General features: G+C 40.9%; 11 protein-coding genes. 3 read left to right on the top strand and 8 right to left on the bottom strand.

Annotated features, from left to right (window positions below; all coding sequences use genetic code 11):
- Positions 1 to 23: 23 nt before the first annotated feature.
- A complete protein-coding gene (locus tag DCK90_RS13670; RefSeq protein ID WP_108246769.1) occupies positions 24 to 791 on the bottom strand; it encodes an ABC transporter ATP-binding protein in 768 nt (255 codons plus the stop codon).
- Entirely contained in the window at positions 791 to 1,528 is a 738-nt protein-coding gene (locus tag DCK90_RS13675; RefSeq protein WP_108246770.1) for an MlaE family ABC transporter permease, read from the bottom strand. Before DCK90_RS13675 ends, DCK90_RS13670 begins: the two co-directional genes overlap by 1 nt.
- Positions 1,529 to 1,645: 117 nt before the next feature.
- Here DCK90_RS13675 and pafA point away from each other — a divergent pair, with 117 nt between their 5' ends.
- Complete coding sequence (gene pafA / locus DCK90_RS13680; RefSeq protein WP_108246771.1) at positions 1,646 to 3,325, top strand: alkaline phosphatase PafA; 1,680 nt, start codon at positions 1,646 to 1,648, stop codon at positions 3,323 to 3,325.
- Here the strand turns inward: pafA and DCK90_RS13685 are convergent, their stop codons facing one another.
- Together DCK90_RS13685 and DCK90_RS13690 are read right to left on the bottom strand one after the other, a co-directional pair.
- A complete protein-coding gene (locus DCK90_RS13685) occupies positions 3,326 to 4,168 on the bottom strand; it encodes a glycosyltransferase family 2 protein (protein WP_108246772.1) in 843 nt (280 codons plus the stop codon).
- Between the two features lie 96 nt (positions 4,169 to 4,264).
- Positions 4,265 to 7,105 carry a T9SS type B sorting domain-containing protein gene (locus DCK90_RS13690; RefSeq protein ID WP_159075848.1) on the bottom strand — a complete coding sequence of 947 codons (2,841 nt, stop codon included), beginning with the start codon at positions 7,103 to 7,105 and terminating at the stop codon, positions 4,265 to 4,267.
- 247 nt (positions 7,106 to 7,352) lie between these two features.
- Between DCK90_RS13690 and DCK90_RS13695 the strand changes: the two genes are divergently transcribed.
- On the top strand, positions 7,353 to 8,246 hold the full coding sequence (locus tag DCK90_RS13695; RefSeq protein WP_108246774.1) for an FkbM family methyltransferase: 894 nt from the start codon (positions 7,353 to 7,355) through the stop codon (positions 8,244 to 8,246).
- 39 nt (positions 8,247 to 8,285) lie between these two features.
- Here the strand turns inward: DCK90_RS13695 and DCK90_RS13700 are convergent, their stop codons facing one another.
- Positions 8,286 to 9,344, bottom strand: a complete 1,059-nt coding sequence (locus DCK90_RS13700; protein ID WP_108246775.1) for a 3-oxoacyl-ACP synthase III family protein — start codon at positions 9,342 to 9,344, stop codon at positions 8,286 to 8,288.
- A 170-nt stretch (positions 9,345 to 9,514) separates the two neighbouring features.
- Complete coding sequence (gcvP, locus tag DCK90_RS13705) at positions 9,515 to 12,367, bottom strand: aminomethyl-transferring glycine dehydrogenase (protein ID WP_108246776.1); 2,853 nt, start codon at positions 12,365 to 12,367, stop codon at positions 9,515 to 9,517.
- Between the two features lie 126 nt (positions 12,368 to 12,493).
- Between gcvP and DCK90_RS13710 the strand changes: the two genes are divergently transcribed.
- Entirely contained in the window at positions 12,494 to 13,318 is an 825-nt protein-coding gene (locus DCK90_RS13710) for a UbiA prenyltransferase family protein (RefSeq protein ID WP_108246777.1), read from the top strand.
- Here the strand turns inward: DCK90_RS13710 and DCK90_RS13715 are convergent.
- Positions 13,315 to 13,545, bottom strand: coding sequence for a hypothetical protein (locus DCK90_RS13715; protein WP_108246778.1), 231 nt, complete (start codon positions 13,543 to 13,545; stop codon positions 13,315 to 13,317). The two genes, DCK90_RS13710 and DCK90_RS13715, sit on opposite strands and share 4 nt — an antisense overlap.
- Before the next feature lie 2 nt (positions 13,546 to 13,547).
- Positions 13,548 to 14,102, bottom strand: coding sequence for a sigma-70 family RNA polymerase sigma factor (locus DCK90_RS13720; RefSeq protein WP_108246779.1), 555 nt, complete (start codon positions 14,100 to 14,102; stop codon positions 13,548 to 13,550).
- Positions 14,103 to 14,166: the final 64 nt, after the last annotated feature.

Consider the following 14,166-nt stretch of genomic DNA (forward strand, 5'->3'; position numbering starts at 1 on the left):
ATGTCTGATGTCTGATGTCTGGGTTAATTCCTCTCCTCAATATACATTTGTCGGACCTTTTTAAATAATTCGGAGGAGTATACAAAGTCGGTAACCGCTTGGTTGTCGGTCTTGAAGATTTCTTTATTGGTGCCTTCCCATTCCTTAAGTCCGTTTTTTAGAAAGATTATTTTTTCACCTATTTCCATTACCGAGTTCATATCGTGTGTGTTGATAATGGTCGTAATGTCATATTCCTGAGTGATTTCGTGAATCAGGTTGTCGATTAGGATGGCGGTTTTTGGGTCGAGCCCAGAGTTGGGTTCATCACAGAACAGGTATTTTGGATTCATCACAATAGCTCTTGCAATGGCAACACGCTTTTGCATACCTCCAGATATTTCAGCAGGAAATCGTTTATGGGCATCCACCAAGTTGACTCGCTTCAACACAAAATCCACACGATCTTGTTTTTCCGATTGCGACTGTTTGGTGAACATATCCAAAGGAAACATAACATTGCCTTCCACGGTCATAGAGTCAAAAAGAGCACTGCCCTGGAATACCATTCCCATTTCCTGTCTTAAATTCCTTTTTTCTTTTATGGAAAGCTCGGAATAAACCTGGCCATTGTAGCAAATGTTTCCCTCATCAGGTTCAAAAAGTCCTAAGAGACATTTTAAGAAGACCGTTTTACCTGAACCACTTTGTCCAATTACAAGATTTGTTTTCCCTTTTTCAAATGTTGTTGAAATTCCTTTGAGTACGTGGTTGTCTCCAAACGATTTATGTATGTTATCTACCTCTATCATTAGCCCAACAATAATTGTGTTAAAATATAGTTCACGATAATGATCACAACACTGGTCCAAACAAACGATGTGGTGCTGGCCTTGCCTACCTCCAAAGCTCCGCCCCTCATGTAATACCCATGAAAGGATGGTACCGTCGCGATTACAAAAGCAAAGACTACTGACTTAATCAGTGCATAGGTGACGTGATAGGAATTAAAATCCATCTGAAGACCCTGTATAAAGTCGCCGCTAGGTGCAAAACCGCCAAAAACAGCGGCCACCCACCCTCCTAAGATGCCTACGAACATGGAAATTGCCACCGCAAAGGGGTATAGCATAATGGCTACAATTTTTGGGAACACGAGATAGTTCAAGGAGTTTATCCCCATAACTTCAAGAGCATCAATTTGTTCCGTAACACGCATGGTGCCAATGCTGGAAGTAATGTAAGAGCCCACTTTTCCTGCCATTATTATAGAGGTGAATGTCGGTGCAAATTCCAGTATTACGGATTGCCTTGCTGCGAATCCGATAAGACTTTTGGGCAAAAGCGGATTTGTCAAGTTAAGGGCGGTCTGTATGGTGACAACTCCTCCAATAAAAAAGGATATGAATATGATGATGCCCATGGCACCAAAGACCAATTCATCGACTTCCTTGAGAATCAAGGTTTTCATAATACGCCACTTGGTAGGCTTTTTAAATACTTCCCAAACCATGATGAAGTATTTTCCAATCGCTTCTAGGTATTTCATGCGCTTATTTGGACTTGAGATGATAAAAATAAGAATATTGTGCAGCTTTTAACCTTCATTTAAATTTTAAAACAGGATAAATGAATAGTTTTGCCCTAATTTGATTAAACCTATAACATGAGAACAACCAACCTTATAGTTTCCCTTTTTGCATTGTGCATGATCAGTTTTTCCTACGGTCAGCGAAGAAAAAAGAATGATGAGCAAGTACAACCCCCAGCACCTATTGCACAATCGCCAAAACTAGTGGTGGGTATTGTAGTAGATCAGATGCGTTACGATTATCTGACCCGTTTCTGGAATCAGTACGGAGAAGGGGGCTTTAAGCGATTGGTTAACGAAGGGTTCAATTGTAAAAACAACCACTTCAATTATGCGCCCACCAGTACGGGACCAGGTCACACCTCGGTCTATACGGGAACCACACCGGCTACGCACGGTATAATCGGGAACGATTGGTTTGATAAAGAATTGGGGGAAGATGTGTATTGTGCAGGGGATGATAGTTACAGCTCAGTGGGCACCACATCGGATGCAGGGAAAATGTCGCCGCACCGTATGCTCACTACTACCATCACGGACGAATTGCGCATGCATACCCAAAAAAGAGGGAAAGTGATAGGTGTCGCCCTAAAGGATAGGGGGGCGATCCTTCCGGCTGGGCATACAGCAAATGCAGCCTACTGGTTCGAGGGCGGACAAGATGGCAACTGGATAACAAGTACCTATTATATGGATGAATTGCCCCAATGGGTCATGGACTTTAATAATTCGGATATTGTAGAGTCATACAAAAAGCCATGGAATACGCTAAAACCTATTGAAACGTATGTAGAAAGTGGTTTGGATGCCAATAATTACGAAGGATTGCAAAAGGGAGAAACCAGCAATACTTTTCCTCATGACCTTCCGGCAATTTGGGATCAAAACGGTCAGTTCGATTTGATAAGAAGAAGCCCTTATGGAAATAGCATTACAGCAGATTTTGCCCTGGCCGCTTTGGAAGGCGAAGACCTTGGAGCAGATACCATTACGGATTTCTTGGCCATTAGTTTTTCCAGTACCGATTATGTGGGGCATTTTTTTGGGGTGAACTCTAAAGAGGTGGAAGATACTTACATAAGATTAGATCAAGATTTGGCCCGTATTTTTTCTACTTTGGACGAGAAGGTGGGAGAAGGTGAATATACCGTTTTCTTAACGGCAGATCATGCGGCCATCGATGTTCCCACCTATTTGATGGATTCCAAAATTCCTGCTGGTTATTTGGATATGAACGGCATGAAAGCAAAGTTCGGAGAGTTTCTTCAATACAAATATGGAACTACGGATGTGGTCAGGGACCTTTCCAACTATCAATTGTTTTTGGACCATAAAATATTGGCTAATTTGGATATCAAGCTAGAAGATGCCCAAGAAGATATCGCAAGAGAATTATTGACTTATGAGGGCATTGGTCAAGTTTATACGGCCAGTCAAATGTGGAAAAACGAATACACCGAAGGGATACCATACATTTTGCAGAATGGCTATAACCAAAAGCGTTCCGGTGATGTGTTGTTAGTGCCCAAGGTAGGTTATATTTCTTATGGTACCACGGGCTCTACACATGGCTCGCCTCAAATCTACGATACTCATGTGCCATTATTGTTGTATGGTAAAGGCATTAAACAGGGAAGTACGGTAAACCGCACGGAGATTCCCGATATCGCACCGACAATAGCAGCGTTGCTTGGCATTGCGTTCCCTAGTGGTGCCACTGGGCAGCCTATTGGGGAGGTTTTGGAGTTTGAATAGTTATAATTTGGAAAGTATCCCCTTCCAACGGTAGCTCTTTATAAACTTTCCTTCTTTTTTGGAAACGTATTTGGGTTGCTGTTGGAAGAAAGCTCTTAGGTAGCCAAATATGGCTTGGAAGTATAACCCCGGACTTTTAGCCTGCCAGGCCATTTTTAATGCGGCGATTTTGGTGAGTACTAGTCCGTATCCTATTTTATACATCGCGACACCTTTGGATTGATAGTTTTTGGTACTGTATCCATGGCCCGTCGGGCGGAGGTGCTTTACTTTGAGTTGAGGAAGTGTTACCGTTTCAAAATCGTGGTATTTGGCCAAAAGCGTATCCACAGTATCCCAACCCACTCCCGGACGCAGACCGCCGATTTTTTCAAAGCAGGCTTTGTGGTAAAGTTTAATAGGTCCTCGGATATGATTTTTATCCGCGATGTTTTCATAAATCCAATTTTCTCCTTTTTTGATGTAGAGAAGTCCCGAGCACATTCCGAGTTTCCAATTGGCCTGAAATTGATTGACGATGAGTTCAAAATAATTCTTGGGTAGAATGATATCCGCATCAAACTTGCCTATGAGGTCAAAATCTGAGGTTTGTTGCAACCCAAAATTAAAGGTATCCACTACTTTTTTGCCCGGAATATGTTCGTTGGATGAGCTGCGCTGAACCACTTTTATCCAGCTGTATTTTTGTGCGTAGTCTTTTGCGATGTTAAAAGTATTGTCGGAAGAATTGTCGTCCACAACAAGCAATTCATTGGGCCGGTAAGTTTGACCAACGAACGAGTCTAGGCAATTCTTTATAAAAGAAGCTTCGTTATGTGCAGGAATAACAATACTGATGCGCATTGGTTAAAAGTCCAAAAATCTCGGGACTTATCCCAAATAAATTCAATCATCAAATGATAAAAACGGTTTGTATTGAAATTATTGGTTTATTGGCTTCTAGCGTTTAAGTGTAAAATGCGATTGATATGATGAATACGTGTTATTATAATAATATTTTACCGAATACCAATAGTCGCTGGATGGCATAGGGTTGCCAGCATACGTGCCATCCCATTTTGGGTTGTTAGGGGATAGAACGGATAAAAGCTTGCCATATCTATTGTAAATGAATACTTCATAGGAACAGTCATTAAGCGTTTCTAGTTCCCAAACATCATTGATTCCGTCTCCGTTCGGAGAAAAAAAGCTTTTTGCAACAAAACAGCCAATCAAATTGCCATTACAGGATACCTCAATCAGGGGCTCGATGAATGAGCATTGAAACTCAGCGTTTAAAATGGTAAAGTGTTCATAGTTTCCAACAGCAATAAAGTTTAAAGAAAGTGTCCCATTTCCGGCAGTGCTAGACTGTAGGGAGATTTCACTGGAATCTTTCATGTAGCTTATGGAATACGTTGCATTGGGCAATAAATTGGATATATATATATAGCCGTCTTCTGATGTGCAACTAGTTGGTGGTTCTACAGAGATTACGGGCGATAAACCAGGTTGGTTAAGGATTACGTCATCAATGGAATTGGTACATCCTGTACCTTGATTGCTCATAGTTATATTCGTGTAATTTCCCGCTCCCAAGTCGTTCAATGAAACTTGCCCCTTATTGTTCGATGGTATCTGGACAATCAAATTTTCACCATTGAAGGTATATCTGACATTATATTCTGAATCGGGCAAGAGTCCGTCCAAAAGTATTTGACCATTTGCCAAACCACAACTTGTAGGGTCTATCACTGACGCAGTAACCTGAAGGCTCATATCGACCAGTTGAATTGCGCCCAAATTTGTTGAACAAGAGTTCCAAGACTCTATTACTGTCAAGTTTTCATAGCTTCCACTAAATAAATTACCAACTAGAACTTCACCGTTGGTGTCTGAATTAAAAGTATCCGTCACAAAGTCTCCAGTGTGGTCATAGGATATGATATATTCACTAGTTGGTCTTAACCCAATTAAAGATATCGAACCGTCATTGACACCACAGGAAGTGGGGTTGTTAACAATGATGTCTGGATTCGGCACGTTCTCGTTCAATGTGATATCTATAGGTATTGTCTCACATTGGTCGATAAGGTCTGTGATTATAAAATTATGATAAATGCCCTCGCTTAAATTGTTAATTGTCAGATTTCCGTTTGCATTTGCTTGTGAATTAACATTAAATGTACTGCTATTATGCTCATATGTGACTTGATAAGTTGAGCCTGCCACTAAATCAAATATCTCAATTTGGCCATCGGTGTTTCCGCACGAAGTTGGGGACACAGGGTTAATGGTTGGTTCAATAGAATTGCCATTAACTGTAAAGTTGCCCAGCTCATCTGAACAGTTCAGCATGGACTCCGTGATAATTATGTTTTCATAAGTTCCTGCAAATAAGTTTTCGACATTAAATGAGCCATGTTCATCAGATATGTAATAATCGGTGTAGCTTGAACCATTAAAATCGTATTGAATGATATAATCAAGATTGGGTGCTACATCTGAGATTACAAAACTACCATCGTCCGAACCACATGAAGCATCATTTCCAGATAATATGGAATATTCAATTTCACCAAGATCCAATATCCAAACAGCACCCTTTTCAGTTCCATTCTCGCTATCATGATATGCACTTACAGCAATTTTTGGATTGGGTCCTTGGCTTAGCAGGGTAATTGCTCCTCCAAAATAATCTCCTGAATTCAATTCTCCTGAAAAGCAATATTCACCATAGGTGTAAAACCTATCTTCTGAGACCGAGCCATCTGAATTGACCTCAATCATGTAAAATGCACCTGTATTTGTTGCCAAAGTTGGATTATAGTGCCCCAAGGCTCCTACTAGGATTTCGGGTTTGCCATCTCCGTCAATATCATTAGTACCGTCTATGGATTCGCCGAACAAGGCATTGGCTGAAATTTGATTGGAAAGTCCGCCGCTTGTATTTGAAACTTTCACTGAACTTTGTACGGTGCCATCTTGGTTTAAATATAATAGATAAAAACTTCCAGAATTTATGTTTTGGTCGTCGTCTCTATAAGCACCTACGATAATATCATTGGTGCCGTCAGAATTTTGATCACCAATATTTAGAATAGAACCACCAAAATAGTCCTCAAAATCGAGGTTTGTTGTAAATCCACCTTGGGTGTCGCTAATTTTTTGATAAGAATTTACGGTAAGGTCGGCATTCATGAACAAAATCCATACCGAGCCTCGCCTAGATCCGCCATCGGCATCCCTTCTTGCGCCAACAGCAAGGTCAGTTATGCCATCATTGTTTAGGTCTCCAATGTTTTCCATGTCCGTACCAAAGATGGCATCATTATTAATAGGGCCGTTAAATCCGCCTTGGGTATCACTTATTTTAGTATGACTGAACACTGTTCCATCATTGTTTAAACTAAGTATCCATACCGCTCCATGCCAATATCCTCCGTCACCATCATAATCTGCACCAACGGCGAGTTCTATTCTACCATCATTATTAAGATCTCCAAGAAATGAGACTGAACCACCAAAGCGATCGTCATTATTCAAAACGCCTGTAAAATTGCCTGATGAATCGCTGATTTTTGTATGAGATATAACTTGATTATCGGCATTTAGGAAAAGTATATAGACAGCACCACGATTGGTTCCCCCATCATCGTCGGTATAAGCTCCCACGGCGAGGTCATTGACTCCGTTTCCATCTAAGTCCCCGATGTTATCTATTGCTACTCCCCAAGAATCAAAATTGTCTAGATTGCCAGTAAAACCACCGTTGGTCTCATTGATTTTTTGGTAACCCATCACATCGTAACTTTGAGCTAAGCCAATATGAAAACTAATTAACACAAATGTGAAAAATAAATAAATTTTCAAGTAATTGATCTTCAAAATTTAATTTTAATGGTTAATGAATGTTTTTCAAATAAACGATTATAATCTATAGTAATAGAATTTTTTGGTTAAAATGCACTTGCCAACCATTATCCTTATTAGTTGACCGTAAACAGTCTTGATATTTAAATATCTTTGAATCCTAATTATTAGAGGGATGATAGCTATAATTCGTGCAATAATTTATAGGGAGTATGTAAACAGGTTTCTTCGAAAGTCAATGAAGTTGATGGAAGGTTTTTTTCCAGATAAGTACAAGTTGAGCCCTACTGGCACGGTTAAACTGAATTTTTCAGAATCCGTCTCAATTCAATTAAAAGCTAACCAGACCAGTTATATTCTAAGAGAGCTTTATTGGGGAAACCCAATGGAGTATGAGTATACATCGATATTCATGGAATTAATAAAGTGCGTAGGTACTTTTTGGGATGTTGGCGCAAATATTGGGTATTATAGCATTTTGGCATGTGCCTATAATTCAAAAATAAAGGTTAGCGCTTTTGAGCCATCTAATGGTCCAAAACACTACTTATATGAAAACATAGCTATCAACCAAATGAATAATCAAATCAGGGTTCATCCTCAAGCTTTATCATCTGAAAGCGGGAATATTGCTTTTTATGAAGTCGTTAACCCCAAATTTCCTCATATTCTCAACTTGTCAGGTGAACACAATTTGGGTACAAAGAGAGGTTTGAACTCAAAAAAGGTCATTGTTGAATCGGTTCAGATAGATGAGGTGAGAAACGAAGGGCGACCAGTGGATTTAATAAAAATTGATGTTGAAGGTGCGGAGTTCATGGTGCTTAAAGGAGGAATGCAATTGTTGAAAAAAGATAGGCCCATTATAATTTGTGAAATACTCTTTAATCAGAATGAATCGGCATTGGATGAATTAATGAAAGGGATGAACTATGCTTTTTATGCCCACACCAATAATACGTTGATGAAAATAGATACATTGAAGCGCTCTGAGGACAACGGTATTAGGAATGTATTCTTTGTGCCTTTGGAAAAAGAAGACCAGATTAAGAAATTTACAGCTAGCTGATTTAGCTTTTCACGTAGCAAAGCCAATTCATACTTAGTTTCAGTATCTATAAACTATAGCATTGACGTTCATTCCGGCCCCGACACTGGCAAAAATAACAACATCGCCAGGGTTGACCTGATGTTCGGGAAGTTTTCCTTTCAGAACCATATCGTAAAGTGTGGGCACCGTAGCAACGGAACTGTTTCCGAGGTCATGGATGCTCATGGGCATTACATGTTCGGGTACGGTTTTTCCATAGATTTTGTAGAATCTTTTGATGATGGCCTCGTCCATTTTTTCGTTGGCTTGATGAATAAAAATCTTTTTAACGTCATCAATGTCAATTCCACTATCATCAAGGCAAGAAGCCATGGCCTTAGGTACGTTAATGCAAGCAAATTCGTAAATTTTTCGCCCTTGCATTTTAATATAGCGCTTATCCTTGGGTTCTAAAGGACTATTGGATTTATCAAAATAAAGATAGTAAGCCTCTTCATTGGCGTACGTTTCCGATGCATGTGATAATATTTCTCCATGTGTAGTATTGCCTTCAAGTATTGCGGCACCGGCACCATCGGAAAAAATCATGCTGTCACGGTCGTGCGGGTCCACCACCCTGGATAATGTTTCGGCCCCTATGACCAAGCATTTTTTGGCTATTCCACTTTTGATAAATGCGGTCGCTTGAATCATACCCTCAATCCAACCCGGACAACCAAAAATTAAATCGTAGGCTACACATTTGGGATTCTGGATGCGTAGCAAATGCTTAACCCTGGTCGCTAAGCTAGGTAGTGTATCGCCTTGCATTTTACCAGGAGTAAGGTCACCAAAATTATGGGCGAAGATTATGTAATCGAGTTCTTCTTTATCTACTTTGGCAGAGGCAATAGCTTCTTCTGCCGCTAAAAAACCAATGTCCGATGTCTTCAGGTCCGGTTCGGCATACCTTCGATTGGCAATGCCCGTTATGGCCTCAAATTTTTCAATGATAACATTATTTTCCTGTCCAAAGGACGATCCATCGGTCTCCATGAATTGATGGTTCAAGAAATCTTCATTTCTGGTAATTATGGAAGGGATGTGGCTTCCGGTACCTGTGATGCCAATTTTCATGTTATGCGGAGGTTTTATATTCAATACAAGTTAAGATATCGAATCATTAATATTATGCATGCATAGTAAATTTTACAATATCCAAAAAGATAACCAACAAATGGCAGAAGACAAAAAAGCCTTGATTCTAAAATTGAATCAAGGCTTTTTATCAATGTTTATAATGGTTTCTAGGCTTCTATGTAGTCTTCGATAGGTGCGCAGGTACACATTAAATTACGATCCCCAAACGCTTCATCAGTCCTTCTAATGCTTGGCCAAAATTTATTTTCGGCTATATAGGGTAGTGGGAAGGCAGCTTTTTCCCTGCTATATGGATGTTCCCAAGAATCGTTGGTTACCATTGCCAATGTGTGCGGAGCGTTTTTTAGGACGTTATCCGTATCATCAGCGGAAGCCTCATCAATTTCTGTTCTAATGGACAATAATGCATTACAGAAACGGTCCAGTTCGGCACGGCTCTCACTTTCGGTTGGCTCTATCATTAACGTTCCGGCCACAGGGAACGATACCGTTGGTGCGTGGAATCCATAATCGATAAGACGTTTGGCAATATCGGTCACTTCAATGCCATTCGCTTTGAAAGGTCTACAGTCAATAATCATTTCATGTGCGGCACGTCCTCTTTCACCTGTGTACAAAACATCAAATTTTCCTTTTAAGCGGTCTTTGATGTAATTGGCGTTCAAAATAGCGGCCTTGGTTGCATTGGTCAAACCTTTCGAACCCAACATTTTGATGTATCCGTATGAAATCAAACACACCAAAGAGCTTCCCCAAGGAGCGGATGAAATGGCCGTGATGGCATTTTCTCCCCCCGTAGGAATTACTGGATTGGTCGGTAAAAATGGTTTCAACTGCTCAGCAACACAAATAGGTCCAACACCTGGTCCTCCACCACCGTGCGGGATGGCAAAGGTCTTGTGAAGGTTCAAGTGACAAACATCGGCACCAATGGTAGCGGGATTGGTCAATCCGACCTGTGCATTCATATTGGCACCATCCATGTATACTTGTCCGCCGTTATCGTGGATAAGTTTGGTAATCTCTTTAATGGACGATTCAAAAACGCCATGGGTAGAAGGGTAGGTGACCATCAATGCGGAAAGATTTTCGGCATGTTGGTTTACCTTGTCTTCCAAATCGTTCAAATCGATATTTCCTTTTTCATCTGTTTTGGTCACAACGACCTTCATGCCCGCCATTACAGCCGAAGCAGGATTGGTCCCGTGTGCTGAAGCAGGAATCAAACAGATGTTGCGGTGTCCCTCGCCTCTGGATTGGTGATAGGCCCTGATTACCATGAGCCCGGCATACTCGCCTTGGGCACCGGAGTTCGGCTGTAACGAAGTTGCTGAAAATCCTGTAATCACATTAAGTTGTTCTTCCAACGATTTTAGGACCGTTTGGTAACCTTCAGCCTGATTTAAGGGTACAAAAGGATGGATGTTGGCCCATTCGCCCCAGCTCAATGGTAACATTTCTGATGCAGCGTTTAGCTTCATGGTACAACTTCCCAAAGAGATCATGGATTGGTTCAATGCCAAATCCTTGCGCTCCAATTTTTTGATATAACGCATCAACTCCGTCTCTGAATGATAGGAGTTGAAGACTTCGTGCTCCATAAATGGAGTCTGTCTTTGTAGGTTGGATGGAATGGCGTCAACCTGTGGATTATTCTTTAAGGACTTTTCCTCCAAATCATGAGATTCAACAAAGCAAGAAACCAAAGTATCCAAGTCAGTGCTGGAAACCGCTTCATTCAAAGAAATGGAAACTGTATTCTCGTCGATGTAATGAAGGTTGATGTCTTTGCTTTCAGCAACTTCTTTCAGTTTGTTGCTGTTTTTCACTTTCACTTCAACGGTATCAAAATAGGCACTGTTTGTTTGCTCGAAACCATGAGCTTCCAAAGCACTGACCAATTTTTTAGTATTGTTGTGAACTTTGTTTGCGATATATTTTAAGCCTTCTGGTCCATGATAAACGGCATACATGCCCGCCATAACGGCCAATAGTACTTGTGCGGTACAAATATTCGAGGTGGCTTTGTCCCTTTTTATGTGTTGCTCCCTAGTTTGAAGGGCCATACGTAGCGCAGGGTTGCCATCGGTGTCCTTGGTGATACCGATGATACGCCCTGGAATGCTTCTTTTGTACTCTTCTTTGGTGGCAAAGAAAGCTGCATGCGGTCCACCATACCCCAGTGGAATACCAAAACGTTGAGTGGTTCCCACAACAGCATCTACGCCCCATTCCCCGGGAGGAGTCAGTAGCACCAAGCTCAAAATATCGGCGGCGACCGCTACCTTGATTTCGTTTTCCTTGGCTTTTTCCACAAAGGATGCATAGTCGTTTACTTGACCGTGCTTTCCTGGGTATTGTAACAACGCACCATAGAATTCTTCTGAAAAATCAAAGGTCTCATGGTTGCCCACAACCAGCTCTATTCCTAATGGAATGGCTCTGGTGTGCAATAAACTTAGCGTTTGCGGCAATATTTCTTCGGATACAAAGAATTTTACCGAACCGCTTTTTTTCTGTTGACGACTACGAAGCTCGAACAACATGTTCATGGCCTCGGCAGCCGCTGTACTCTCATCCAAGAGTGAAGCATTGGCAATTTCCATTCCGGTGAGGTCGGAGACCATGGTTTGGAAATTTAAAAGTGCCTCCAATCTACCTTGGGCAATCTCTGCCTGGTAGGGTGTGTAAGCGGTATACCATCCCGGATTTTCCAGAATATTTCTTTTGATTACAGATGGAGTTAGCGATTCATGGTATCCCAATCCAATATAGGTCTTAAAAACCTTGTTTTTCTTGGCCAGTTCGTTCAGATGGCTCAGGAACTCATGTTCGCTGATACCTTCTGGCAGGTCCAATGGTTTTTTAAGTTTGATATCGTCGGGGATGGTCTCATAAATGAGCTGTTCCATACTTTCCACCCCAATGGTTTCGAGCATGTGGGGCAAGTCTCTTTCTGTGATGCCAATGTGTCTGGCGGCAAAAACCTCTGTGTTCATGTTCAATCCAATAAAGTGCACAAAATTAGGGATTAATTCAATCAAAATAGCCAATTTTGAAGGTCTCTAGGGTAAAGTTGTTAACCACCAATTAACCTTAGTGACAAGGCCTAATTTTTTATCTGAATGCGAACCCTAAAAGCCATATTTGATTTTTACCTGGACGCCAGTATTCATGTGGCGATTGCGGTCATTTCTATGGCGGGCGTCACCTTCCATTTGTTGGGAAGCTCATCGGATATCAATCTAATGGGCTTCATTTTTTTTAGTGTTATCGTTTGCTACAACTTTATTAAATATGGGGTAGAGGCATATAAGTATCTCATCGTATCGAATGCCTATCACAAAGTGATTCAAATGTTCAGCTTTGTTTGCTTTGTTTTTGCCATTTATTTTTTGCTGCAACTGAATAGGGATATTTGGATAGCGACTGCTATTTTGGGAGTGTTGTCCGCGCTGTATGCCCTGCCTTTGTTGCCCAGCGCCAAAAACTTGAGGAATTTGGCAGGGTTAAAAATTTATATCGTAGCCTTTGTCTGGGCAGGTTTTTCGGTCTTATTGCCCGTTTTGGATGCAAAAATGACCTTGGACTGGGATTTTGCCGTGACCTTTATCCAAAGGATGCTATTGGTTTTGGTGTTGATTTTACCTTTTGAAATCAGGGATTTACAGTGGGACGATAAAAGTTTACGGACATTGCCGCAGGTTTTGGGGATAAAAAACACCACCCGATTGGGATTAGGGCTTGTTTTGATTTTTTTCTTGATGACGTTTTTGAAGGACGAGATTCATCAAAATGAAATCCTATTACGGCTCATTTTGTCCGCAGCACTTATTTTTGTGCTGATTTCAAAGAGGCGAATGCAGTCCAAATATTTTGTGATGTTCTGGGTAGAGGCTATCCCGATTTTTTGGTTTGGCCTATTCTGGTGGACGGAGAATTATTTTTAAAGTTTCTCTTCCAATTCTCTCTTCATTTTTTTCTTGTCATCATCGGAGAGCATAGTCAGTCCAGCTCGATCACACAACGAGGTCAACTCACCATTCTTTTTGGAATAGCCACGACAAACCTTGCAATAAAGAAGGTGGAAGCGAAGTTTTACAATGTCCCAAAAACTAGCTTCTTTGTACTGGGATTTGTCACAAATACATGATGCCTCTTTACATGAAATCTTCATACCTAAAACCAATTTTCGTTTAAACAACCCATAAGCGATGTCCTTGCCCTATGGATCATTACCCAAAGGTTGGACGGATTTATGTCCAGTTCATTACAAATATCCTCGGTACTCATGCCTTGAATGGTCTTTAATTTAAAGGCCAAGGCCTGCTTTTGTGGCAATTTGGTGATACAATCTTGAATAGCTGAACCCAATTCTTCATTTTCCAAAATATTGTCGCCATCCTTGCTAAAGGGGTCTGCAACTTGTTGTTCCAGCCAATCGCCTTCTACTTCGGAATCGGAATTGTAATTGATGCGTACCTCCGCCTTTCCTTTTTTGGAATTGATTTTTCGATAATGATCTATAACCTTTCTCTTGAGTATGGATACCAACCATGTTCTTTCGGCAGCGTCGCCTTTAAAATTCTTGGCGGAATTTAAACCTGCGAAAAAAGTTTCCTGTACCAAATCTTTGGCAATTTCAGCATCGCTTACACGCGATACTGCATAATTGAACAGGTAGTCCGCATACAGGTCGACCCAATTGTCCGGTTGAAGTTTGTGATTGGCCATATTCTTATCGAATTACCAAATGTAATAGTTTTTGGACATATATTTCCAAGGTTAAAAACGAGTT

This window comes from Muricauda brasiliensis, assembly GCF_003057865.1.
Lineage (GTDB): Bacteria > Bacteroidota > Bacteroidia > Flavobacteriales > Flavobacteriaceae > Flagellimonas > Flagellimonas chongwuensis.

Coding starts and splice junctions, on each gene's coding strand:
- DCK90_RS13715 (WP_108246778.1), bottom strand. CDS start 13,545: ATGAAGATTTCATGTAAAGAGGCATCATGTATTTGTGACAAATCCCAG.
- DCK90_RS13670 (WP_108246769.1), bottom strand. CDS start 791: ATGATAGAGGTAGATAACATACATAAATCGTTTGGAGACAACCACGTA.
- DCK90_RS13700 (WP_108246775.1), bottom strand. CDS start 9,344: ATGAAAATTGGCATCACAGGTACCGGAAGCCACATCCCTTCCATAATT.
- DCK90_RS13690 (WP_159075848.1), bottom strand. CDS start 7,105: ATGGGTTACCAAAAAATCAATGAGACCAACGGTGGTTTTACTGGCAAT.
- DCK90_RS13720 (WP_108246779.1), bottom strand. CDS start 14,102: ATGGCCAATCACAAACTTCAACCGGACAATTGGGTCGACCTGTATGCG.
- gcvP (WP_108246776.1), bottom strand. CDS start 12,367: ATGAACACAGAGGTTTTTGCCGCCAGACACATTGGCATCACAGAAAGA.
- DCK90_RS13695 (WP_108246774.1), top strand. CDS start 7,353: ATGATAGCTATAATTCGTGCAATAATTTATAGGGAGTATGTAAACAGG.
- pafA (WP_108246771.1), top strand. CDS start 1,646: ATGAGAACAACCAACCTTATAGTTTCCCTTTTTGCATTGTGCATGATC.
- DCK90_RS13675 (WP_108246770.1), bottom strand. CDS start 1,528: ATGAAATACCTAGAAGCGATTGGAAAATACTTCATCATGGTTTGGGAA.
- DCK90_RS13685 (WP_108246772.1), bottom strand. CDS start 4,168: ATGCGCATCAGTATTGTTATTCCTGCACATAACGAAGCTTCTTTTATA.
- DCK90_RS13710 (WP_108246777.1), top strand. CDS start 12,494: ATGCGAACCCTAAAAGCCATATTTGATTTTTACCTGGACGCCAGTATT.